This is a genomic window from Paenibacillus sp. P4_A9, assembly GCF_056402415.1.
The window spans coordinates 43,566-65,652 of the sequence record NZ_JBFUHL010000006.1 but is presented as its reverse complement, the minus strand read 5'-3'; the positions used below and the strand labels follow the sequence as shown (position 1 = coordinate 65,652).

Sequence of the window (22,087 nt, the reverse complement as noted above, 5' to 3'; positions counted from 1 at the left end):
CGGCCTTTCTATTCTCATCGCTGACTTACACGTTCAAATCCTTACGTTTCCCTGTGACCATATAGATGACGCCTTCGCCGATATTCGTGGTATGATCTGCCACACGCTCTAAGAAATGTGCGACAAACAACAGATGGGTTAATTGACGATTGCGATGATAATCCGTACCCATCATCCCCATCAGCTCCTGCATCACCGTACTATATAGCTTATCTACGCGGTCATCCTTCTCAGCAAGTGATGCTGCCCTATGTACATCACGTTCTGTATAGGATAGAAGGCTCTCGTGCAGCATTTCGATGGCAATTTCGGCCATCTGCGGAATGATTTCTAACGGCTTTACAAGCTCCTCGCCTGAAAACCGAATCGTAATCTTGGCAATATCGACAGCATGATCCGCGATACGTTCCAAGTCCGTTGCAATTTTGAGTGCCGTTCCTATGATACGCAGGTCACTGGCCATCGGTTGTTGTAAGGCAATTAATCGCAGACACAGCTCATCGATAGTCGTTAAATAATCATCGATGAGATCATCCTTCTGGATGACTTGCTGTGCAGCCTTCTCGTCTAGCTTCGCTAGCGACTCCACCGACATGTAGATGAGTTCTTCTACACTTTCTCCCATGTGCTGCAATTCTTTTTGTAACAATGCTAATGATTGATGAAACCCCGGTCTTGCGTCCATGTATATCTCTCCTTCGATGTGTTTTAGCCGAATCGTCCCGTAATGTAATCTTCCGTACGTTGATCATTCGGATTAGTGAAGATCTTATCGGTTTGATCTGTTTCTACTAAATAACCGTTAAGGAAGAAGGAGGTCATATCTGATATTCGTGCTGCTTGCTGCATGTTGTGTGTCACGATGATGATCGTATATTTCTCTTTTAAGGTTTGTGTTAGTTCTTCTACTTTCAGTGTTGAAATCGGATCCAAAGCCGATGTCGGCTCATCCATAAGCAGCACATCAGGCTCAACAGCTAGAAGACGAGCTATACATAACCGTTGCTGTTGCCCACCCGATAATCCCATGGCAGACTTATTCAATCGATCCTTTACTTCGTCCCAAAGTGCAGCTTGTACGAGACTGCGTTCTACAATTTCATCTAGAACTGCCTTTTTCTTCGTACCATGAATCCGCGGGCCGTAGGCAATGTTATCGTAAATACTCATTGGGAATGGATTCGGACGTTGAAACACCATGCCTACACGCTTACGTAGGGAAACGACATCCGAATCAGAACCATAAATATTTTGTCCATCCACTGCTACATTCCCTGTGATCCGGACGCTATCAATCAGATCATTCATGCGGTTTAAGGTACGAAGGAAGGTAGATTTCCCACAACCAGAAGGACCAATCAACGCCGCAATAGTTCCTGTTTCGATACTTAAATCTACGTCGTGAAGTGCCTGATTTTCACCATAAAATAAATTCAGTTTTTCTGCTTTAATCTTATACTTCGTCGCAATAGCCATGTGTTATTTCCCCCCGGAAAGTCTTTTTTGTAAGATTCGACTTGGTATCGAAACCAGCAGATTGAAGATCAGGACAACAATTAGAAGTAAAGCAGCACTGCCTTTGGCAATCTCTTTCGCATCTGGAACGAGTGACTCAGCACCGATATACCAGAGATGAACGGATAGTGTCTCACCCATTTTGAGCGGATTGAAATCTGGAAAATAACGAGAAACGGATAATCCAGCCGTGTAAATAAGAATCGCTGATTCGCCAAGCGCACGGCCGGCAATCAATGTGATCCCTGTAATCAAGTTTGGTAAAGCAGCAGGAATGAGTACCTTACGGATGGCCTGCCATTTCGTTGAACCCAGCGCCAAGCTAGCTTCCCAATAGGAATCAGGCACTGTACGAATAGCTTCCTCCGTAACCCTTACCATGACGGGTAGATTTAATAGTGCTACGGTAGCCGCGCCACCGATTATTGAAAATTTGAGCCCTAGCAAATTAGCGAATAAAAGAAATCCGAAAAGACCAAACACGATAGAAGGCACAGAAGAAAGGGCCTCAACCGAAATTCTGACGAGGTCAGTGAACCAATTTTTTTGCGCATAAATGGCTAAGTAAATCCCTGAGAATAATCCGATTGGAATCGAAATCACAAGTGATAAGAACAACACATAGAAAGAGTTGAAAAGCTGAGGTCCTACCCMGCCGCCGGCTTTGATTTCTTCTTGCTTACCGAAGATGAAATGCCAGGATAAGTGCGGGATGCCATCGCCTAATATACGAACGAGAAACCATGCTAGAATCCCGATAATGATAATGCCAGATGACCAGAAATAGATCGTTGCAATGCGGTCCGTCGTTTTACTTGTCATTTAAGTTCACTCCTCTTGGCTACGATACGGATGATGAGAATGAGAGATAAGGAGATGACAAGCAGTAACAAAGCCATCAAGTACAACGCATTATTCCATGTTGACCCGTAATTCGTATTCCCCATGTCTTTAACGATCGCTGTTGTTAACACCGTCGTGGAGTCGAGCAGCGATTTCGGCATTTGCGGTGAGTTCCCGATAACCATGAACACGGCCATCGTTTCACCAATCGCGCGGCCCATTCCAAGAATGATTGCTGTCAGAATTCCTGGTCTAGCTGCTGGTAAGAGTACACGCCACATCGTTTGCCACCGTGTTGCTCCAAGTGCTAGTGAGGCTTCTTCCAAACGACCAGGAAGCGAACGAATCGCATCTTCCGAAATGGATAGAATAGTAGGAAGAATCATAATGGCTAAGATAATGGCCGCTGGTAAGATGCCGTAACCGATGCCACCCGTTATTTTACCTAATGCAGGCACGATGACGGTCATCCCGATCAATCCGTAAACAACAGAAGGAATCCCGACGAATAAATCCGTCGCTGGACGCATGATCTCGCGCATCCATTTCGGTGCTATTTTGGCCATAAACAAGGCACCTGATAACGCAAGCGGAACGGAAATGACAACCGCAACAAGCGTCATCAGCAGCGTGCTGTATAGGAAAGGAAACGCTCCGAATTTATTTTGACTAGGCGTCCAATCGGTTGAGAAGAAAAATTCCAGAGGGCTTACACCTTGAAATGTCTTGATACCCTGCATACCTACGAAAATGATGATAGAGAAAATAATGGCAGAAACTAAAGCAGCACTACCTACAAACAACCACCTCATTATTCTATCTTGTCTATGCTGTCCTCGGGTCCATTTGGTGATGACTGGACGATTCTTTACGTCCGATTTCGCGCTGGTTAGTTGATCTACTATGGAATTCACTTCGTGATTCCCCTTTCTCTTCAATACACATGACTTACTATTATCATAGAATATGAATGTCATTGGATCGTAAATGAATTGTTAAGGGAATGTAAAAGTTTTGATTTGGAGAGTAGCTGTAAAATCGGGTGCGGGCTTGGCCTGTGGCGGGCAGTTAGTCGATGAAATCGACTATCTCGGGCCGGATCACGGCCTCGCAAGGCGAGATCGTCGAAAAATTCGACAATCTCAGGCCAGATCACAGCCTCGCGAGGCGAGTTAGTCGAAAAATTCGACTATCTCGGGCCAGATCACAGCCTCGCGAGGCGAGATAGTCGAAAAATTCGACAATCTCAGGCCAGATCACAGCCTCGCGAGGCGAGTTAGTCGAAAAATTCGACTATCTCGGGCCAGATCTCGGCTTTGCGAGGCGAGTTAGTCGAAAAGTTCGACTATCTCGAGCCAGATCACGGCCTCGCGAGGCGAGTTAGTCGAAAAATTCGACTATCTCGGGCCAAATCAGAGCCTCGCGAGGCGAGTTAGTCGAAAAAGAGCGCTGCATAGATATGCAGACGCTCTTGCTGTAACCATTTATTTTTTCAACAAATCAGCTGGTAAGAACTTCAACTCACGAACTTGCTTACCCTGGAATTCTTTGCTGGAGATGTAGTCGATGAATGCTTTAGAAGCACCTTTCGCTTCACCTTTTGTGTACATATGCTCAACACCGAACAATTTGTATGTGCCGTTTTTGATGTTTTCTTCAGAGAAAGCAACACCGTCAATTTTCAATGCTTTTACCGTGTCATCGATATAAGGTGTATCTACATATCCAATGGCACCAGAACCGGATGGACCTGCAACGGCTGTTTTCATTGCGCCGCTGTTCTCTTGTGTGATACCGTCTTTCGTGAATTCTTTACCATCCAAAATAATTTGTTTAACAAGTGTACGGGAACCTGAGCTGTCTGGACGGTGAACAAGAACGATTTTTGCGTCATTGCCGCCAACTTCTTTCCAGTTCGTGATTTTACCTGTATAGATATCAGCTGCTTGTTGTTTCGTTACGTTATCCACTTTCACATCTTTGTTCACGATCAAGGCGAAAGGCGCGATAGCTACTTGGTGATCAACAAGACCTTTATCTTTATATTCAGCAGCAGGTTCTACGTCAGAGTTCCCGATGTCTGATGTACCGTCTGCTACGTTTTTAATTCCTGTACCTGAACCCCCTGCTGTTACGTTAACTGTAACCTTTGGGTTCTTCTCCATAAACTCAGTTGCTGCTTGTTTTACCAATGGAAGAAGTGCGCTGGATCCAGAAGCTGTTACCGTACCGCTCAATTCAGTTTTCGGAGCTTCGCTCGGCTTTGCAGAAGCGGAAGCCGATGTTGTAGCAGCTGCTGTTGCTGATGCATTGTTCGTTTCTGTTTTAGCGCCGCAACCAACCAAAGTCCCCATCATTAATACCGCGGATAGTGTAAATGTAATTCCTTTTCTCGACATGAAGTTAAACATTGTTAACATGTCCTCCTTTGAATGTATGTGCTGGATTTGGTTAAGTTCGATCCCCATCTACTTGTGTGTCGAACGACCTTACTTCCATATGGTAACAAGCGAATGTAAAATACAAACCCTCGAAACGTAAACGTAATGTAAAACTTTTAATTTACAAATCGTTTACATATTCCGACGCTTTAGTTAATAGAAGCCCCCTATATTAATAAGTAAGAAGACGTAAAATGTCTACGCTTGTCTATTTATAGGAGGTATACATATGGGTAAAATGATGTTGTCCAACTTCTCTATGCGTGCAAAATTAATTGCAAGCTTCAGCGGCGTGCTGCTCATCTTCTTGGCTGTGGCGCTGTTCAATCTGAATCAGGTGACGCAAATTAAGCAGCAAATGATTAATCAGAACGATAAAGTAGATCTTAAAGTGATGGCCTTAGAGCTTAAGAATATGGTTCAGGAGATGAACATCATTGCTTCTGGACTTGAGATTTCCAAGAAGCCAGAATTTATCGAGAAGTACAATAGCAAACGAAAACCCTACAATGATTTCATTCAGAAGATCGGCAATACAGCCAGCACCCCTGAACAGCAAAAATGGCGCAGCCTCTTAATCCAAGCATCTGTAGATTACATCAATAATTTCGATACGGCGGCCAAAATGGTTCAGGATCCGAATATCAAGCCAACCGATCTTCAAATCAATCTGCTTTACTTATATAGTGAATCGCAAGAGCTGAAGGATAGTATCTTTGGATTAGTCGATAAGTTTTATATCACCTATGCGGACGGCGCTGCCCAAGCGATTGCTAACTCCTCCAAGGCACTTAATGATAGCCGCACGATCATGTTAGTTGCTTCCGCTTTCGTCTTCTTCCTTACCTTGGTCATTGCGTTTCTCATTATTACGTCGTTCACACGTCCGATCTCTATTCTGCAAAGAGCGGTCGCACGCATTGCTGCCGGTGATTTAACGCAAACCATTAACTCAACAGCTACAGATGAGCTAGGTCAATTTAGCAATAGCTTTGACCAGATGATTAGACAGGTTCGACTCATGCTCGGCGCGACAAAGGGTATCGCTTCTTCCTTATCCGCCCACTCCCATGAATTTCATCGCTTCTCACAGCTGACAGCCTCGGCGAATACCGATATCCTCAAGGCGATCCATGAGATTTCAACAGGTGCGGATGACCAAGCGATGAAAACAGAGAGCAGTTCCATGCTCATTTCTGAGCTGGAAACGGAGATCCGCGACATTAGCGCGTACACGTATGAAATGAAACGCAGCAGCGATGAGGCTGCTGTCGGTACGCAGCAAGGGACTGCGTCCGTGCAGGCGCTGAAAGCATCGACTGCGCAGTCGCAGCACCTGCTGCAGAAGGTGGACGCGGCGATGCAGACGCTCAGCGCCAGCTCGAAGCAGATCGGCGCCATCGTGCGCTCGATCATGGATATTTCAACGCAAACGAATGTGCTTGCGTTGAATGCCGCGATCGAAGCGGCGAGGGCCGGCGCGCACGGCCGCGGCTTCTCCGTGATCGCGGACGAAGTGCGCGAGCTGTCCCTGCAAACGAACGGATCGTCGAAGACGATCAGCGGAATCATTGGGACGCTGCAAGGGCAGATCCAAGAGCTGCAGCTCTCTCTCGTCGACGCGCGTGAATCTGCGCTGACGCAAAGCAGCCATGTGGAGGAAACATTTGGCTCCTTCAGTAGAATTGAGCAATCGACGTTGGTCATCCGAGAGCAGATTGTACAGATTCATCAGAAAATCGAGCAAGCCCAATCGAAAAACGATCACCTTATCGATTCCGTTCAGTTTGTTGCCGCCATTGCACAGGAAACAGCTGCTGGTGTTGAAGAGGTTAACTCGACTAGCATCCAACAGGACGCTTCGATCCGACGTATTGCCGAAGAATCGGATGATATTCTTGAACTCGCTCAGCAGCTTTTTACACAGATTAGCAAGTTTCAAATTAGTGAAGCGTAGAGCCCGCGTTCGAACACCGTGATCAGCCTAAACAGAAGGAAATCAAAGAGGTGGATCAGCTTCAAGAAAAGAAAGTGCTGGTTGGGGTCAAATAACGATATGAAGAAAAAAGAGCCGATTTCCCATCTGGGCTTTCGGCTCTTTTCTCATAGTAGAGTGACGATCGCTTTATTTGGCGATCTCATCCGTTGCCTTGATGTTACGAAGGACGCTCACTTCAACTCGGCGGTTTTGAGCTCTGCCATCCGTCGTTGCATTATCAGCAATTGGACGATACTCTCCATACCCTACTGAGGAATATGACGCAGGCTGAATCTTCGTGTTGATCAGTAATATTTTCATAAAATTCACAGCACGCTTCGCACTTAAATCCCAATTCGTTTCAAAATCCGCACGGTGAATCGGAATATTATCGGTATGTCCAGCTACCTCAACCTGATAGCCCGGGTATTGCCCCAGTAAATTCGACATCGATGTGGCTAGCTTTTGGGATTCTTGTTTAATCGTAGCCGAACCGGAATCGAATAACGCACGATCACTTATCGTAATGGTTAACTTCTCATTATCAAGCTTAGTTGTCAGCTGCTCACTCATCTTATTTTCTTTAATAAAAGCATCCATGCTTTCCTTTAATTCTTTGAGATCCTTCTCTTCCTTCTGAAGCTTGGCAGCTAACCCACTTTCGGTCTTACTCTCTTCTTTTGTAGGTGGACTCTGGCTCTTTTCCGTATTTTTCGAAGTATTCGCCGTGTCGTTAACGGGAATTAAATTCGACATCGCGAAGGGTGCTTCGCCACCAGTAAAAGCACTGTTTAACGAGCGCATGATCGTGTCATATTTCCTCTGATCAACCTGAGTCGACGCAAACAGAATAATAAAAAGAGCAAGGAGTAAAGTTAATAAATCCGCGTAGGGAATGAGCCAGGTTTCATCAATATGTTCTTCATGATCCTCATGCTTCTTTTTTTTACTCACCGCGCTGCGCCCCCTCCGCTCTTTCTTCATAATTTTCACGTTCTTTATTAGGAACGAAAATCATCATTTTTTGCTTCACGGAATTCGCAGAAACGCCAGATTGAATGGAAAGCAAACCCTCAACGACCATTAGCTTGATTTCAACCTCTTTCTTGGACTTCTGCTTAAGCTTATTTGCAAAAGGATGGAACACGACATACCCCAAGAAAATACCAAACATGGTGGCAACGAATGCCGCTGAGATCAAGTGTCCTAGCTTTTCAATTTCACTCAAATTACCAAGAGCCGCAATGAGTCCGACTACAGCACCTAGTACTCCTAATGTTGGCGCGTACGTTCCTGCTTGTGTAAAAATGCTCGCAAATTTCTTATGTCTCGTTTCCATTTCAGCAATATCCTCAAGAAGAACATCACGCACGAAATCAGGGTCGTTCCCATCAATGATCAGACGCATACCACTTTTCATGAAAGGATCCGAGAGTTCCTCTGCTTGCGTCTCCAATGACAATAGCCCTTCACGACGTGTAATGCTCACCCAGTTAATGAAAGTCTCGATCAACTCTTTTTTGGGCATTAACTTTTGTTCTGTAAAAATAATTTTTAACAAGACTGGAATTTTCTTGATTTCTTCGAGTGAGAAAGCAATGAGCAGCGCCGAAGCTGTTCCACCGAAAATGATTAAGGCCGCAGCAGGATTTAATAAGGCAGCTAGACTTGCACCCTTTAATACCATACCTAAGCCAATTGATACACCCGCTAACACAATACCAATGATTGATGATTTCTCCATCCTTATGCACCTCTTTACGTATTCGATCAATTTATATCATCTTGTTCAAGCAAGGTATTCGACATTAAATGAGTCCTTACTTCCATAATAAGTTTATTCAGCCATTATCACAATCCTTTTCCATAAAAATATTAGGACTAAAGTCCCACACGTTCATAAATTCGATCTAATTAGGTCGAATCTTGACGATTATCTCTACCTTATAAGTTACATGTTGCACGTGATGATTCCTGCTTGTTTCGCTCTACTAACGATTTCAAACGAAGAAAACTTCATCTTTCATCTGTGGTAAAATTGGTATGTCTTGGTATTCATTTTGGGAACGATAGGACAGAATAATAGTAGCATGCCATCGTAGGAGGAATGATTGGATTGGAGAAAAGGCCTTTTGGCTCGACGGGAGCACGTTTCCCACTATTAAGCTTTGGCGCTCAACGTATTGTGGATGAACATAACTGCACGGAGGAACAAGCGATTCAGATTGTGAATCGTGCCATTGATGAGGGAATTACTTATTATGATACGGCGCCTAGCTATTCTGCGGGTCAATCGGAGGATCGTCTCGGCAAAGCGTTAGCGCTACATAAGCGTAGGGATGAGGTCTGGATTGCCACGAAGACCCATGATCGCACGCGTGACGGCTCCCTGCGACTTCTTGAAGCCAGTCTAAAGCGTCTGCAGACCGATCATGTGGAGGAATGGCGCCTACATAACATTATGAAAATGGAAGAGCTTGATCAGTGCTTCGCCAAAGGCGGTGCTTTGGAGGCTCTCATTGAAGCTAAAGAGCAAGGTATGATTAAACATATTTCCATTAGTGGTCATACGAATCCGAACGTCCAATTGGAAGCGATTGATCGCTATCCGTTCGATAGCGCACTTGTCGCGCTGTCCGCCGCAGATCACCTTGTATATAGCTTTGCGCATGAGTTTCTACCGAAGGCAAATGAAAAAGGGATTGCGATCATCGGGATGAAGGTCATGGCACTCGGTAAATTGGCGCCTTGGTATGAGAAAGCGCTGCGATATACGCTCTCTTTGCCGATTTCCACCGCAATCGTCGGAATGGAGTCCATGGAACAGCTCGAACAGAATCTCGCCATTGCCAATAACTTCACTCCGATGACCGATCTCGAACAGCTCGAGTTCCTCAAGGAAATCATGCATCTAGCGAATCCCGATGTGCTTAAATGGAAATCGACGGACTGGGTGTCCGGCGAGTGGTATGTGCGGTAGCGTTTAAGTTGAAACTGCGAAAAGCTCGATAGCTCAGATGAGACTATCGAGCTTTTTTATTGGATAACCAACACGTCACAGTAGACTACTGTTTGGAATCGAAGAAGAAATGCTCAGCCTTCCATTGCTCCCCGAATTGGAGAATGCCGTAAGAGTAGCGAGGCTGTCTTCTTTTATCTGTAGGTGAGCCTGGATTGAACATGATCGTCCCTTGAACATTTTGTAAATAAGGGATATGCGAGTGTCCAAAGATCACCATATCAGGCCGCTCAGCTTCGAATGCCTCACGCGCTCTTTCTTCCGTCGTTTTCCGGAAGCCATCCCCATGGATGAGTCCTACGCGAAAATTACCGAAGGTTAATAGTTTCTTCTTCCCAAACCTCTCCACAATGTCTGCACCGTCATTGTTACCAGCCACGGACTCACAAGGCGCAATCTGCTCGACAAGCTCGATGACATGCTCACTCACCCAATCACCGGCATGAATGATAAGATCAACACCTTGTAAACCCGCTACAAGAGCATCGGGCAGCTTCTGAGCTTTGTAAGATAAGTGAGTATCTGCTATAACACCTATTCGCATCGCTTTTTTACCCCTTCCAACATCAACTAGTCAATAAGGATATACTAGTCAGGAAAAAGTAGGAATGCAAATAAGTGCTTGGGAGTTCTAGGAGATTAGTCTACCTTTATGAAGAGATTTCATATTTTTATTGGAGTTGGAAATTATAGGGAGCATTTTCAAGCTGCTAATCATGGGAGAATGGCAGTTTTGGCAGGTTGGGACGTACTCGAACGAAAAATTATCGCGAATCCACGCCTTACAATCATCGTTATGACAAGCCCAAACTTTCGTGTTTTCCTGAATGAGATCCTCTAGCGGTTTTCTTCGAAAATACATCGTTTTCTCCTCCTTAAATGAAAAAACTGCCCTTAACACTTGTTAAGGACAGTTCACTGTGTATTACAGTTTTACAACATTTTCGGCTTGAGGACCGCGGTTGCCTTGAGCTACATTAAATTGAACGCGTTGACCTTCGTCCAACGATTTGAAGCCATCTCCTTGAATTGCGGAGAAATGAACGAAAACGTCATTTCCGCCCTCCATTTCAATAAATCCAAAGCCTTTCTCTGCGTTAAACCATTTCACTGTTCCTGTTTCCATAATATAATTACCTCCAAATTGTTATTTAACATGCTTTTTTAAACAAAAAAAATCACACATTGAAAAAGGCACCATTACACAAATGATCACTTTTTCAATATGTGAGTTTATGTCAAAGCTGTTTACTACTTCATATTAGCACACAAAAGTGTGCTTGGCAAATTTGTATTGTTCTCCGGTTAATATAGTAAACCCAGTCTAACACTTTATTTTCGTGTTTTGACTGGGTTTTAGTATATCCGCTAATCCAATTGTCTAACATTTACACCTTTTTCGCGAATACGCGCAAGAGCGTCCTTGTTGGTCATTCTATCCGTAATGACATGTTGAATATCGGACCAGTCTGCGACTTGCGTTAAGTCCTGCATACCGAATTTACTATGGTCAGCCAGCAGATAGGTTTCATCTGCGATACTAATCATTTTGCGTTTAATGAGCGCTTGAAGCTCATTCGATTCGCTGATGCCCCGCTGAACATGAACCCCTTTGCAAGAGAGGAACAATTTATGCGCATGGTACATATCTAAGGATCTCTCCGATAAAGGACCCACGTAGGACAAAGACTTAGGAGAAAGAAGACCCCCGGTCGAAATGACTTGAATCTTCTCTTTGCCGCTTACCTCTAGGGCAACCTTCATCGAGTTGGTGATGATCGTAATCGCCATATCCGGAATCATTTTCGCCATATACCAAGCCGTGGTACTCGCATCGAGAATGATGCGGTCCCCCTCCTGAATATGGGAAACAGCTTCCTTCGCGATGCTGTTCTTGAAGTCAGCGTGAGCAGTTTCCCGCTCCATGAAAGGAACTTCGGTCTGTGCTTCCTTCACACTCACCGCGCCGCCGTGGCTGCGCATGAGCTTGCCGTCGGCTTCTAACCGATCCAAGTCACGTCGGATCGTCTCTTCCGTGACCTGACACAGTTCACTCAATTCGGTTACGCGGATGCTTCCTCTTTCATTTACCAATTGAACGATTCTCTGCCATCTTTCTGCTACCAGCATCGTTAACCCCTCATTTCACCGTCGATCGGGAGGCCACCTGACAAAAACTTGCATACGCCGCCTGCCAACCCGTGCCATCTTCTGGCTCATACGTTTTGACTGGGAACGAATTCCGAATCAGTTTCCTGGCTTCGCGCAAATTCGCGATATACCCTAGTGCTATCCATTGTACTACAAGGTTACCTAAGGCACTACCCTCAACCGGCCCAGCCCACACCTCACGCTGCGTAGCGTTTGATGTGAACTGGCAGAGCAGCTCGTTCTGAATGCCGCCGCCGACGATGTGAAGTCCACGATACGTTTTGCCTGAAAGCTGCTCAGTACGCTCCAGAATAAAGCGATATTTCAGCGCTAAGCTTTCCAAAATGCAACGCACGATCTCACCATCGGTCTGAGGCATGGGTTGCTGCGTATCACGACAATATTGCTGGATTTGCTTAGGCATATGAGCAGGGTTAAGGAACATATCATCATCCGGATCGATGAAGAATTGGAACGGCTTCACGGCTTCCGCTTGTTTCACAAGCTCAGCGAAGCTAGCGGTTTTGCCTTCCTTTTCCCACGTCCGCTTACATTCTTGAATGAGCCATAAGCCCATAATGTTCTTCAATAAACGGTTCGTGCCGTACACGCCGCCTTCGTTCGTGAAATTCCAGGCTAAGGCTTGTTCCGTGAGCACAGGAGCGCTCGTTTCCGTACCAAGCAGCGACCATGTTCCACAGCTGAGGAATGCGAAGTCATCATCCAGAGCAGGAACGGCTACGACCGCAGAAGCGGTATCGTGCTCGCCAACGGCGATGACAGGAATGGAAGGAACGTCCAGTTCCTCGCAGACGTCAGCACTTAATGCACCTACTCGTGTACCCGAAGCGACTGGCGGCAGGAAGATCTGTGCCGGGAGGGCAAGCTGGTCGATCAACTCGGTGTCCCACGTCAAGCTAGTCGCATTAAACAACTGCGTAGTCGTGGCATTGGTGAATTCGCTATGCTTTTCGCCGGTTAAGAAGTAGCGCAGCAGGTCAGGAATCATTAGAAAGGTTGCTGCGCGATTAAGCATGTCCGGATTGTTTTCTTTTAAAGCGTACAGTTGGAAAATGGAATTGAATTGCAAAAACTGCAGCCCAGTTAGGGCATACAGCTTCTCACGACCCACAATATCCATCACTTCGCCCATGATGCCGTCCGTATGATGATCCCGATAGTGATACGGGTTCCCGAGCAGCTCACCATTTGCAGCAATCAATCCGAAATCGACTGCCCACGAATCAATCGCTAAGCTTTCAATCTCGGTATATCCATGTTGCTTGGTTTGTAAAATGCCTTGCTTCAGCTCATGAAGCAACCGCAAAATGTCCCAGTGAAGGTGGTTGCCCACCCGCACGGGATCATTCGAAAAGCGGTGAATTTCCTCGATCGTTATCCGGCCCGCTTTAGAATCAAGACGTCCGACGATCGCTCTGCCGCTGCTTGCTCCCAAATCAAAGGCTAGAACAGTCGATGGGGTACTCACCAGCTTGCACCGCCTTTGCCACGAGCGTTAATTTTCTCGTCGTAGCCGCTTGCTAAGTAAGCTTTCATCGGATCTGCCGGCATTCCCATGTCTTCACGAACCGCTTGTAACAGAGGCGTTACATCGAATTCAAAAGCTTTACGAACCGCATCCTCAGCGCCAAGAACATCTTGATTTTCTTGTGCAGCTCTAACTTCTTCAAGGTTAATAAGAAGCGCTTTAGCGTATTGTGTTTGTACGTTAAGTACGGAACGAAGCATTGCTGGGATTTTACGCTCAATGTTATGGCTTTGGTCGATCATATACGCAATATTGTCAGCCGCTTGACGAATTTGAGGATTCTTATCGTTCGCTGCATCAATGATTTGGTAGAAAATCAAGAACAATTCATACGGATTCACAGACCCAACGATCAGATCATCATCCCCGTATTTTCGGGAGTTGAAATGGAAGCCGCCGAGTTTATTCTCGTCCAACAAGTAAGTCACAATGTGCTCGATGTTCGTTCCTTGCGGGTGGTGTCCCGTATCGACAAGCACTTCTGCTTGAGGACCCAATTTGTTAGCCAAATTGAACGCCATGCCCCAGTCAGCAAGATCCGTGTGATAGAACGCTGGCTCGTAGAACTTGTATTCGATCAACATGCGCATGCTTGGTGACATCGCATTGTACATTTCTTTGAGTGACTCGTACATCCACGCTTTGCGAGCACGGATATCTACTTGACCTGGGTAGTTGGAGCCGTCTGCAAACCATAGGCTCAACACATCGGAACCCACTGTTTTGGCGATGTCTACACACTCCAAGAGGTGATCCGTCGCTTTACGGCGAATGGCAGCGTTCGAGTTCGTTACACTTCCGAAGATATAATCATCTTCTTGGAAAAGGTTCGGGTTCACCGCACCGATAGAAACGCCTAGATCAGACGCATGCTGCTTGAGTTTCGCGTAATCGTCTACCTTATCCCACGGAATGTGGATGGCAACCGACGGGCAAACACCCGTCAGCTTGTGAACTTGCGCAGCATCTTCGAATTTCTCGAACGGATTACGCGGTACGCCAGTTTGTTTGTAGACTTTGAATCGCGTTCCTGAATCCCCGTAACCCCAAGAAGGCGTCTCAACCTTCAGGGCTTTCAGTTTCGCTTTAACAGCTGCTATATCAATGCCTCTAAGGGCTTGTTGCTCTTCGAATAATGCGTAGGCTTTGTCGCTCATCGGTTTGTTGCCTCCTAATTGATGTATTAGCGCGTGAAGGCAGCAGGTACGCCACCATCAACAGTGATCATGCAACCTGTTGTTTTAGCTGCTTTGGATGAAGCGAAGTACACAATAGCTTCTGCAACATCTTTCGGGAAAATGTTAACAAGCAATGTTGTTCTTTTGCGGTAGTGCTCTTCCAACTGATCCGGTTCGATCCCGTAAGCAGCAGCACGCTCATTGCGCCAGCCGGAGTTCCAAATCGCGGAACCTTGTAGAATCGCATCTGGCAATACGGAGTTCACACGAATTCCGAATTCGCCGCCTTCTGCCGCGATACAACGAGCCAAGTGAATCTCAGCCGCTTTAGCAGTGGAATAGGCAGATGCATTTTTACCAGCAAATACGGAGTTTTTGGAGCCTACGAATACCATGCTGCCGCCGATTGTTTGCTTTTTCATAATTTTAAATGCTTCTCTGGCAACAAGGAAATACCCTGTGCTAAGCACGTTCATGTTCAAGTTCCATTCTTTAAGGGATGTTTCGTCAAAAGGACTGGAAGTCGCAAGACCTGCGTTATTCACGATAATATCGATCCCACCGTAGCTAAGAAGGGATTCACGGAACGCTGCTTCTACTTCTTCTTCTTTCGTTACGTCCATGCGAACAGCAATCGCTCTGTTTTCGCCGTATTGTTCGTTCAGTTCAGTCGCTAGCTTCTGAGCACCTTCAAGGTTCAGGTCAGCAAGCACGACGTGTGCGCCATCTTTGAGGAATTGACGAGCTGTTACGCTTCCGATTCCGCCAGCACCGCCAGTGATGAAAGCAACTTGACGGGAGAACTCTGCTTCAGCAGGAGCTAATGTTAATTTATAAAGTTCAAGAGGCCAGTACTCCACATTATAAGACTCATTCTCGCTTAGGGATACGAACGTTCCAAGAGCTGTAGCGCCTCTCATAACGGAGATTGCACGGTGGTATAGAGCGCCGCTTATTTGCGCCATTGCCCAGCTTTTGCCTGTATTGATCATCCCGATACCTGGAATAAGGATAACACGCGGAGCTGCTTCGTTGATAACGTCGCCTTCATTTTTGTTACGGTCAAAATAAGCTTTGTACTCTTCTTTATATGCTTCGATTCCGGATTTCAAAGCTTCTGATAAGGAAGCTGCGTCACCAGTTGTCGGATTCCAGTCGATGTAAAGTGGCTTCATTTTCGTATGAACAAGGTGATCTGGGCAAGCTGCGCCTACTTGGGAAAGAACGCCTGCATCACGGCTATTAACGAATTGAAGAACATCCGCCTCTGTGTCAATTGTAAGGATCATTTTCTTCTCGTTGCTTACCGCACCGCGGACAATTGGCAATACTTGCGCCAAAAGCTCACTGCGTGCTTCAGCACTAAGCGCTTCGTATTTCGAACCGCCATACAAGTTAGCTTCGTTCACGCGAGCTTCGATGAAGCTTGCTGCTTCATTGATGATAGCAATTGTTTTGAGGTAACTCTCTTCGGATGTTTCGCCCCAAGTAACTAGACCATGCTTCTCCATAAGAACAAGCTCAGCTTTTGGATTGTTGCGAACGCCATCTGCGATCATTTTGGAAAGTGTAAAACCAGGACGTACATAAGGAACCCAAACGAAACGATCGCCATAGATTTCTTTCGCAAGCTCACGTCCATTATGTGCGCAGCAGAGCGAGATAATCGCATCTGGATGCGTATGGTCAACGTTTTTGAATGGCAAGAAGGCATGTAAAAGCGTCTCAATGGAAGCACGCGGATGTTTGCTGTCGATCATACAGTTCACAAGGTAAGCAACCATTTCTTCGTCGGACATTTCGTCACGCTCGATCAATGGACGAATATCTTCCATGCGAAGACCTGTGAAATTCTTTTCTTTCATCGTTCCAAGGTCAGAACCGCTTCCTTTAACCCACATCACTTCAACATCGCGACCACGAAAATCCTTCTCGATCGTTTTGTAAGAGGTGTTACCGCCGCCCCAGTTGCAAACAGCGCGATCCGTTCCTAATAAATTAGAGCGATAAACAATTTCCTCTACGCCTTTCGATACTGCATTCGCTTTTGATGCTTCCCATAAATTCGCAACCATAATTTAATTACCCTCCTAATTTTACATCCCATGAGTACGTGTTTGTTTTTGATGGTTTCATCTTAACATATCTTTGTTTGTTTTTGAATAATTATTTTTATGTTTGTTTTTCTTTGCAAAATAAACATTTTACTCGATGTGATGTATATAGAAGAAAGGAGATGATTAGGATGATTTTTTTCTGCATTCTTTTTATTGCAGTGGCAGTTCTCAATACTTTCTTTCCCAAGTTCGGATGGCAAATGAGATATGGCTGGATGATGAAAGGAGAATCAGAGCCCAGCGATGCGGATCTGTTGATGAGTCGAATCTCTTCGATTATTGTTTTGATTGTGTTTCTTTTTGTTTCTCTTCCTTTTCTTAATTGAAGCTATAATTCGACTCCATCCACGCCTATTGCCACTCTCGCCACGCGTAACTCGATTTTTTCGACTTACACTACTCCTTTTGCCATGCTCGCCACACGCAACTCGATTTTTTCGACTTACACTACTCCTTTTGCCACGCTCGCCACGCGTAACTCGATTTTTTCGACTTACACTACTCCTTTTGCCACTCTCGCCACGCGTAACTCGATTTTTTCGACTTACACTACTCCTTTTACCACTCTCGCCACGCGTAACTCGATTTTTTCGACTTACACTACTCCTTTTGCCACGCTCGCCACGCGTAACTCGATTTTTTCGACTTACACTACTCCTTTTGCCTCGCTAGCACATGAGTTAGTCGATTTTATCGACTAACTCTAAAAATAAAAGACGTTCGTCAGATCAATCGACCTGACGAACGCCTCATTCGGATTAGATATCATCATCGAAATGCCATTTATCTCCGCCACTACTGCTCATTTCACCTGTCATGTCATCCTGAATGTCGCCAGCATAATCTCCCTGCTCATCCTCGGCTACATTTTGCAAATCGAAGGCATTGATCGTCATGATTGGATAGGCATGATGCGCCGCGATTTGAGCTGCCTGCAGTTTCATAAACTTCGGTGAACCTTCAGTCTCTTCGTCATAGACAAGCAGGATACCATCCGAGTTACGGAGCAGGAACTTGTCCCGTTCCTTGAACTGCCAGGGCCCCTCATATTTGGTCTTTGTTATGCTGTTCACATAATTGGCGCGTTGCATGACGCTCGCGTAGCAGCCTTTCTTGTCATCGCTCCACTTCTCTTCCTGCTCCAGAAATGGCGTGATCACAGCGAGCTTCAGTTCGGGATGGGTGCTCTCTCTCAGATCAAGCACGGCCTCTGCTGCCCAGAGCTCCACGCCCCATTGACCACTTACAACAACCCACTCAAGTCCGTCATCCAACAAGGCGATGAGTCGTTTTTGAATCGCTTTTTTAATAATCGGAATGCCAGGATGCTTCAGCGAGAAAATCCCTAACTCATTCGCTTTGTACCCTGTAATGAGTACTCTTTTCAACGAACTCACCCCCTTGTTGATTATCCTATCAGGTTAGCATAGTTGCATCTAATTAGGAAGGACATATCACTCAATTTTTCGCTATGCTAGCCATTCGACCAAGCCATTCCTTGCTTCGATACATAAACTATTAATATCTCAGTATGAAAGGTAGTTGATAGCATGGCTAAACTTACGCAAGGAAGCGGCGGCAATGTGCAATTCAGACATCGTTTTCAAGGATTAACATCACTAGTGCTAAGTCATAGACATTCCTTCGGCAATTTATCGGATATAGTCATTTTCGTGGGTGGAAGACACCGCCATACGTTCCGAGGCATTACGACTACAGCAGATGGACACCGTCATTCCTACTCCGGACAAACAGGTCTTAACATTGGTGTCGGCCCGAACCATTTCCATCGTTTTCAAATTTTCACCAATGTCACGAATGGTCATCGCCATGTGATTTCCGGTCGAACAACAGGCAATATTCGTATTGGCGTTATGGTTGGTCATAAATTAATTATCGAGAGTATCGTACGTGAACAAGTGAAATAAACATACCAAAAAGACGACTGAACGCTCAGTCGTCTTTCTCATTTTTCAAAACCTCAACCAGCCACGGATACGCCTGACTCCCATTCACCTCGTGGACTCCCTCATAGAAATGGACGCCAACGCGATCAGCCACGCCTGCTTCCTCGTAAATGCGCCGCACATCCGAAGCCGCAGAGCTTGCGGTTGCAATCGGGAATATCGGATCCTGCTTACCCGATGCAATGAACACAGGACGCGGAGCTAGCAGCCCGATCAACTCAGGAAGTTCAGCGAAGCCGAGTACGCCAGGCACATAGTTATCGATGCAATGTCGAACCGCCATGATGCTGCCTTTGAACGTATTCGTAAATGCAACCACTACCGTCGCCTCTATTCGTGGATCAAGTGCTGCCGTATAAGCCGCAAGCAGTCCGCCACCGGAAAATCCGAAACTACCGATGCGGTTAGCATCTACATCCTCACGTGATACCATGTAATCCAAGGCTCGCATTGCTTCCTTTACACGTACACCAGCTAACGAGATCCCATATAGCATAAGATGTGCGGCGAGCATTTGGCACGAAGAATTGCCAACTTGCCCGTCACGTTGGTCAGCCTCCAACCGCCGATCACCGAAGCCAAGGATTTCGGGAGCGACGACTATGAAACCGCGCCTTACCATTTCCAATGCATAGTTACCATGAATATCCGGCTCGCCTGTATGCTCAGTTCCATCTGCGTTCAAACCAACGATCTGCCTACTGCCGAAGCCGTGCCCATGAAGCGCCAACACAGCAGCAGACTTACCTGTCAATCCTTTGGGCAACAGCACATAAACCGGAACCCGAAAGCCCCATAATGTACCGATTTCGATACGTTCACAGATATGATCCTCGCACACCACACGTTCAAGAAGAACAGGACGAAGCTCGTCCTGTTCCTCCATTGGCACTGCTAAGGAGCTCGCCAAACGCTTTTTCATTTGATCCTTCGTCAGTTCCTGCTGCTCGCGTTTCAACTCGAAGGAACGATACAGATTATCCATGCTTGCGTCTGGACTCCACATAGATCAGCCCTCCGTCACATTTTAAAATTTAACGAGTTTATCAACGGCAACAGGTTGCCCCGTCCGTAATGAAATATTTCCAGCAATACCAGTCAGAATGGACATCGCCCCATCCACATGTGAAGCTGCACGATTGAATCTGTCATCGGAAGGCTTATCGAAAATATCCTTCAACAACACAGGATCTCCGCCGCCGTGACCGCCGACACCTTCTTCAATTTCTACTTGATAAGGTGCTGCGAACATTGGGAATACCGTAATCGTCTTCGATTTCAAAGCTCCCTCGTCTGCTTTTTCACCGCCGGAATTCACGTAGGATTTCTCGACAACTTTCATTTCAATTCGGCCTTTGCTGCCGTTAATGTTCACATTAAAGCCTTCCCAAGGTAAATACGCGTTCAGGGAATACGTCAGAATCGCTTTGTTTTTATAGCGAACCATCACACCCATCGTATCTTCAATAGAGATCCCGTCACCAAAAACGCTTTGATCACGCTGATAACCATCCTCATGCTCGGCATCCAAATAAAGCCCTTTTAATTGCGGGTTACTATCCAAATGAAGTGCAAATGGATCTCCTTTGGCGTTCTCATTTCCCGTAGCACGTTGGTAGAACTTCGTTTCTCCACGTTTCTCTGCATTGGCTTTTCCATAGAACATCAGATCGCCCATGGCAAAAACCGTCTCAGGCTGCGTCCCTAACCAGAAGTTAACAAGATCGAAATGGTGCGTTGACTTGTGGACAAGCAAGCCGCCGCCATTGCGCTTATCGCGGTGCCATCTGCGGAAATAGTCTGCGCCATGCTCTGTGTTAAGCAACCACTCAAAATGCACGGAATGCACATCGCCGATGGTGCCGTCCATGATCAACTCGCGGATTTTCGTATTATGCGGTGCATAACGATAGTTAAAGGTCACGCGAAGCTGCTTTCCTGTGCGTTTGATAGCATCCAGAATTTCTTGGCATTTCTCTTCATCAACCGTCATCGGTTTCTCTGAAATAACATCGCAACCGAGCTCCATTGCTCTAATAATATACGTATGATGCGTACGGTCTACCGTTGTAACAATGATTACATCCGGCTTTTCTTGACGAATCATTTCCTCGAATTGGTCTGCTTTATACGTAGGAACAGCATGATATTCATATTTGGACGACAATAAATCGTTCGTAAAATTCATACGTGTTTGATTAATATCACAAATCGCAACAAGCTCTGATGTATCTTGAAAGTCTTTTACCATTGATCCATAGAAAAATTCTGCCCGTCCTCCGGTACCTACAATCGCATAACGTGTTTTCATCTAGCTTTATCCCCTCTCGAATTAGAACCTCGACCATGTCTTACATTAAGATTAATACAATATTTGTATGGTTTCTAATCGAATATTGCCTAATGACTTTATTTCTTTGCATATATTGCTGTAAAATAAAGAGATATAACGAGAACCAAGGAGGTCCGACGTTGATTCATTATTTGATTGAAAGACTGCGAAGAGAGCAATCCTATAACATGCCTGTGAATCATTACCATGACCATTATGAAATTTATTACTTACTCAGCGGCAAACGCTACTACTTCATACAGGATCGCACTTATTTGATGCATGAAGGTGACCTTGTGTTTATTGATAAAAATACACTCCATAAAACGCTGGACGCCAACGATCAGCCACACGAGCGTATTTTGTTAAACTTTGATACCCCTTGGGTTAGCACAATCGGGCATGACTCTCACGCCATTGCGCTAGCCCCATTTCAGCATAAGCAGCGTATCTTCTCGCTATCCGGTGCAAATCGCACAATCGTTGAGAATCTACTCTTTAGTTTATTGCGTGAAAAGCAGCTGGAGCAAAAAGGTTGGGAACTCAACAGTAAGGCACTGCTTACGCAATTGTTGATCTGTTGCAGTCGACTGATGGATCAGCTCGACACATATGAAGAGCAGCCGCAGGCGCATAATCCCAAAATTTTCGAGATCGCCACCTATATCAATGAAAATTTCCACGAACGGCTTAGCTTGGCGACAATTTCGGATAAATTCCATATCAGTCCCAGTTATTTCTGCCGTTCTTTCAAGGAAACGACCGGTTTCTCCTTCGTTGAATACTTGAATAATATTCGCATTCGGGAATCTCAGCGGCTTTTGAGAGAAACCAAGCTGAAGGTCATTCACATCGCCGAGCAATCTGGGTTCGATAGCGTCGCTCACTTCGGACGGGTTTTCAAACAAGTGACTTCTCAAACACCTTTGCAGTGTCGGAAGATGATGCATCTCGGACTGTAACCACTCCGCCCAGTGAATGAATTCCTAAATTCTGG

The 22,087-nt window shown here is 45.7% G+C and carries 23 protein-coding genes; 6 read left to right on the top strand and 17 right to left on the bottom strand.

Annotated elements, in window-relative coordinates; genetic code table 11:
* Positions 1 to 25: 25 nt before the first annotated feature.
* Genes phoU through pstC form a run of 4 tightly spaced genes read right to left on the bottom strand, consistent with a single transcriptional unit; the run spans position 26 to position 3,272 of the window.
* Positions 26 to 685, bottom strand: a complete 660-nt coding sequence (gene phoU / locus AC1DVJ_RS07510) for a phosphate signaling complex protein PhoU (RefSeq protein ID WP_477589584.1) — start codon at positions 683 to 685, stop codon at positions 26 to 28.
* Between the two features lie 23 nt (positions 686 to 708).
* Positions 709 to 1,476 (bottom strand): phosphate ABC transporter ATP-binding protein PstB, encoded by a 768-nt coding sequence (gene pstB / locus AC1DVJ_RS07505; RefSeq protein WP_477589582.1) that lies wholly within the window; start codon positions 1,474 to 1,476, stop codon positions 709 to 711.
* Between the two features lie 3 nt (positions 1,477 to 1,479).
* The gene (pstA, locus tag AC1DVJ_RS07500) at positions 1,480 to 2,337 is read right to left on the bottom strand and encodes a phosphate ABC transporter permease PstA (protein WP_477589580.1); all 858 of its coding nucleotides are present in this window, start codon (positions 2,335 to 2,337) and stop codon (positions 1,480 to 1,482) included.
* Entirely contained in the window at positions 2,334 to 3,272 is a 939-nt protein-coding gene (gene pstC / locus AC1DVJ_RS07495) for a phosphate ABC transporter permease subunit PstC (protein ID WP_477589579.1), read from the bottom strand. Before pstC ends, pstA begins: the two co-directional genes overlap by 4 nt.
* 100 nt (positions 3,273 to 3,372) lie before the next feature.
* Here pstC and AC1DVJ_RS07490 point away from each other — a divergent pair, with 100 nt between their 5' ends.
* Positions 3,373 to 3,534: a hypothetical protein gene (locus AC1DVJ_RS07490; RefSeq protein WP_477589578.1), complete on the top strand. Its 162-nt coding sequence runs from the start codon at positions 3,373 to 3,375 to the stop codon at positions 3,532 to 3,534.
* A gap of 308 nt (positions 3,535 to 3,842) precedes the next feature.
* On the opposite strand, the gene AC1DVJ_RS07485 is transcribed toward AC1DVJ_RS07490, so the two are convergent.
* Positions 3,843 to 4,757: a phosphate ABC transporter substrate-binding protein gene (locus tag AC1DVJ_RS07485; protein ID WP_477589576.1), complete on the bottom strand. Its 915-nt coding sequence runs from the start codon at positions 4,755 to 4,757 to the stop codon at positions 3,843 to 3,845.
* A 271-nt stretch (positions 4,758 to 5,028) separates the two neighbouring features.
* Here AC1DVJ_RS07485 and AC1DVJ_RS07480 point away from each other — a divergent pair, with 271 nt between their 5' ends.
* On the top strand, positions 5,029 to 6,756 hold the full coding sequence (locus AC1DVJ_RS07480) for a methyl-accepting chemotaxis protein (RefSeq protein WP_477589574.1): 1,728 nt from the start codon (positions 5,029 to 5,031) through the stop codon (positions 6,754 to 6,756).
* Between the two features lie 168 nt (positions 6,757 to 6,924).
* Here AC1DVJ_RS07480 and motB read toward each other — a convergent pair whose 3' ends face one another.
* Entirely contained in the window at positions 6,925 to 7,731 is an 807-nt protein-coding gene (gene motB, locus AC1DVJ_RS07475) for a flagellar motor protein MotB (RefSeq protein ID WP_477589572.1), read from the bottom strand.
* Positions 7,724 to 8,521 (bottom strand): flagellar motor stator protein MotA, encoded by a 798-nt coding sequence (gene motA, locus AC1DVJ_RS07470; RefSeq protein WP_477589571.1) that lies wholly within the window; start codon positions 8,519 to 8,521, stop codon positions 7,724 to 7,726. Before motA ends, motB begins: the two co-directional genes overlap by 8 nt.
* A gap of 363 nt (positions 8,522 to 8,884) precedes the next feature.
* On the opposite strand from motA, the gene AC1DVJ_RS07465 reads away from it, so the two are divergent.
* Complete coding sequence (locus AC1DVJ_RS07465) at positions 8,885 to 9,757, top strand: aldo/keto reductase (protein WP_477589570.1); 873 nt, start codon at positions 8,885 to 8,887, stop codon at positions 9,755 to 9,757.
* A gap of 85 nt (positions 9,758 to 9,842) precedes the next feature.
* Here AC1DVJ_RS07465 and AC1DVJ_RS07460 read toward each other — a convergent pair whose 3' ends face one another.
* The 7 genes from AC1DVJ_RS07460 to AC1DVJ_RS07430 form a co-directional block, all read right to left on the bottom strand.
* Positions 9,843 to 10,340 (bottom strand): metallophosphoesterase family protein, encoded by a 498-nt coding sequence (locus tag AC1DVJ_RS07460; protein WP_477589569.1) that lies wholly within the window; start codon positions 10,338 to 10,340, stop codon positions 9,843 to 9,845.
* 87 nt (positions 10,341 to 10,427) lie between these two features.
* A complete protein-coding gene (locus AC1DVJ_RS07455) occupies positions 10,428 to 10,658 on the bottom strand; it encodes a cold-shock protein (protein ID WP_477589568.1) in 231 nt (76 codons plus the stop codon).
* Between the two features lie 63 nt (positions 10,659 to 10,721).
* A complete protein-coding gene (locus AC1DVJ_RS07450) occupies positions 10,722 to 10,922 on the bottom strand; it encodes a cold-shock protein (protein WP_029194307.1) in 201 nt (66 codons plus the stop codon).
* Positions 10,923 to 11,164: 242 nt separating this feature from the next.
* Positions 11,165 to 11,926, bottom strand: coding sequence for a DeoR/GlpR family DNA-binding transcription regulator (locus AC1DVJ_RS07445; RefSeq protein ID WP_477589566.1), 762 nt, complete (start codon positions 11,924 to 11,926; stop codon positions 11,165 to 11,167).
* Positions 11,927 to 11,936: 10 nt separating this feature from the next.
* Positions 11,937 to 13,439 carry a rhamnulokinase gene (gene rhaB / locus AC1DVJ_RS07440; protein ID WP_477589730.1) on the bottom strand — a complete coding sequence of 501 codons (1,503 nt, stop codon included), beginning with the start codon at positions 13,437 to 13,439 and terminating at the stop codon, positions 11,937 to 11,939.
* A complete protein-coding gene (gene rhaI, locus AC1DVJ_RS07435) occupies positions 13,433 to 14,653 on the bottom strand; it encodes an L-rhamnose isomerase (RefSeq protein WP_477589564.1) in 1,221 nt (406 codons plus the stop codon). Before rhaI ends, rhaB begins: the two co-directional genes overlap by 7 nt.
* 26 nt (positions 14,654 to 14,679) lie before the next feature.
* Complete coding sequence (locus AC1DVJ_RS07430) at positions 14,680 to 16,749, bottom strand: bifunctional aldolase/short-chain dehydrogenase (protein ID WP_477589563.1); 2,070 nt, start codon at positions 16,747 to 16,749, stop codon at positions 14,680 to 14,682.
* A 161-nt stretch (positions 16,750 to 16,910) separates the two neighbouring features.
* Between AC1DVJ_RS07430 and AC1DVJ_RS07425 the strand changes: the two genes are divergently transcribed.
* Positions 16,911 to 17,117 (top strand): DUF6199 family natural product biosynthesis protein, encoded by a 207-nt coding sequence (locus AC1DVJ_RS07425; RefSeq protein WP_477589561.1) that lies wholly within the window; start codon positions 16,911 to 16,913, stop codon positions 17,115 to 17,117.
* Between the two features lie 432 nt (positions 17,118 to 17,549).
* On the opposite strand, the gene AC1DVJ_RS07420 is transcribed toward AC1DVJ_RS07425, so the two are convergent.
* Complete coding sequence (locus AC1DVJ_RS07420) at positions 17,550 to 18,179, bottom strand: SLOG family protein (protein ID WP_477589559.1); 630 nt, start codon at positions 18,177 to 18,179, stop codon at positions 17,550 to 17,552.
* A 162-nt stretch (positions 18,180 to 18,341) separates the two neighbouring features.
* Here AC1DVJ_RS07420 and AC1DVJ_RS07415 point away from each other — a divergent pair, with 162 nt between their 5' ends.
* Complete coding sequence (locus AC1DVJ_RS07415; RefSeq protein ID WP_477589558.1) at positions 18,342 to 18,719, top strand: YmaF family protein; 378 nt, start codon at positions 18,342 to 18,344, stop codon at positions 18,717 to 18,719.
* Between the two features lie 25 nt (positions 18,720 to 18,744).
* On the opposite strand, the gene AC1DVJ_RS07410 is transcribed toward AC1DVJ_RS07415, so the two are convergent.
* Complete coding sequence (locus AC1DVJ_RS07410) at positions 18,745 to 19,764, bottom strand: alpha/beta hydrolase family protein (RefSeq protein ID WP_477589557.1); 1,020 nt, start codon at positions 19,762 to 19,764, stop codon at positions 18,745 to 18,747.
* Between the two features lie 21 nt (positions 19,765 to 19,785).
* A complete protein-coding gene (locus AC1DVJ_RS07405) occupies positions 19,786 to 21,069 on the bottom strand; it encodes a Gfo/Idh/MocA family protein (protein WP_477589555.1) in 1,284 nt (427 codons plus the stop codon).
* A 161-nt stretch (positions 21,070 to 21,230) separates the two neighbouring features.
* Between AC1DVJ_RS07405 and AC1DVJ_RS07400 the strand changes: the two genes are divergently transcribed.
* Positions 21,231 to 22,052 (top strand): helix-turn-helix transcriptional regulator, encoded by an 822-nt coding sequence (locus tag AC1DVJ_RS07400; protein ID WP_477589554.1) that lies wholly within the window; start codon positions 21,231 to 21,233, stop codon positions 22,050 to 22,052.
* Positions 22,053 to 22,087: the final 35 nt, after the last annotated feature.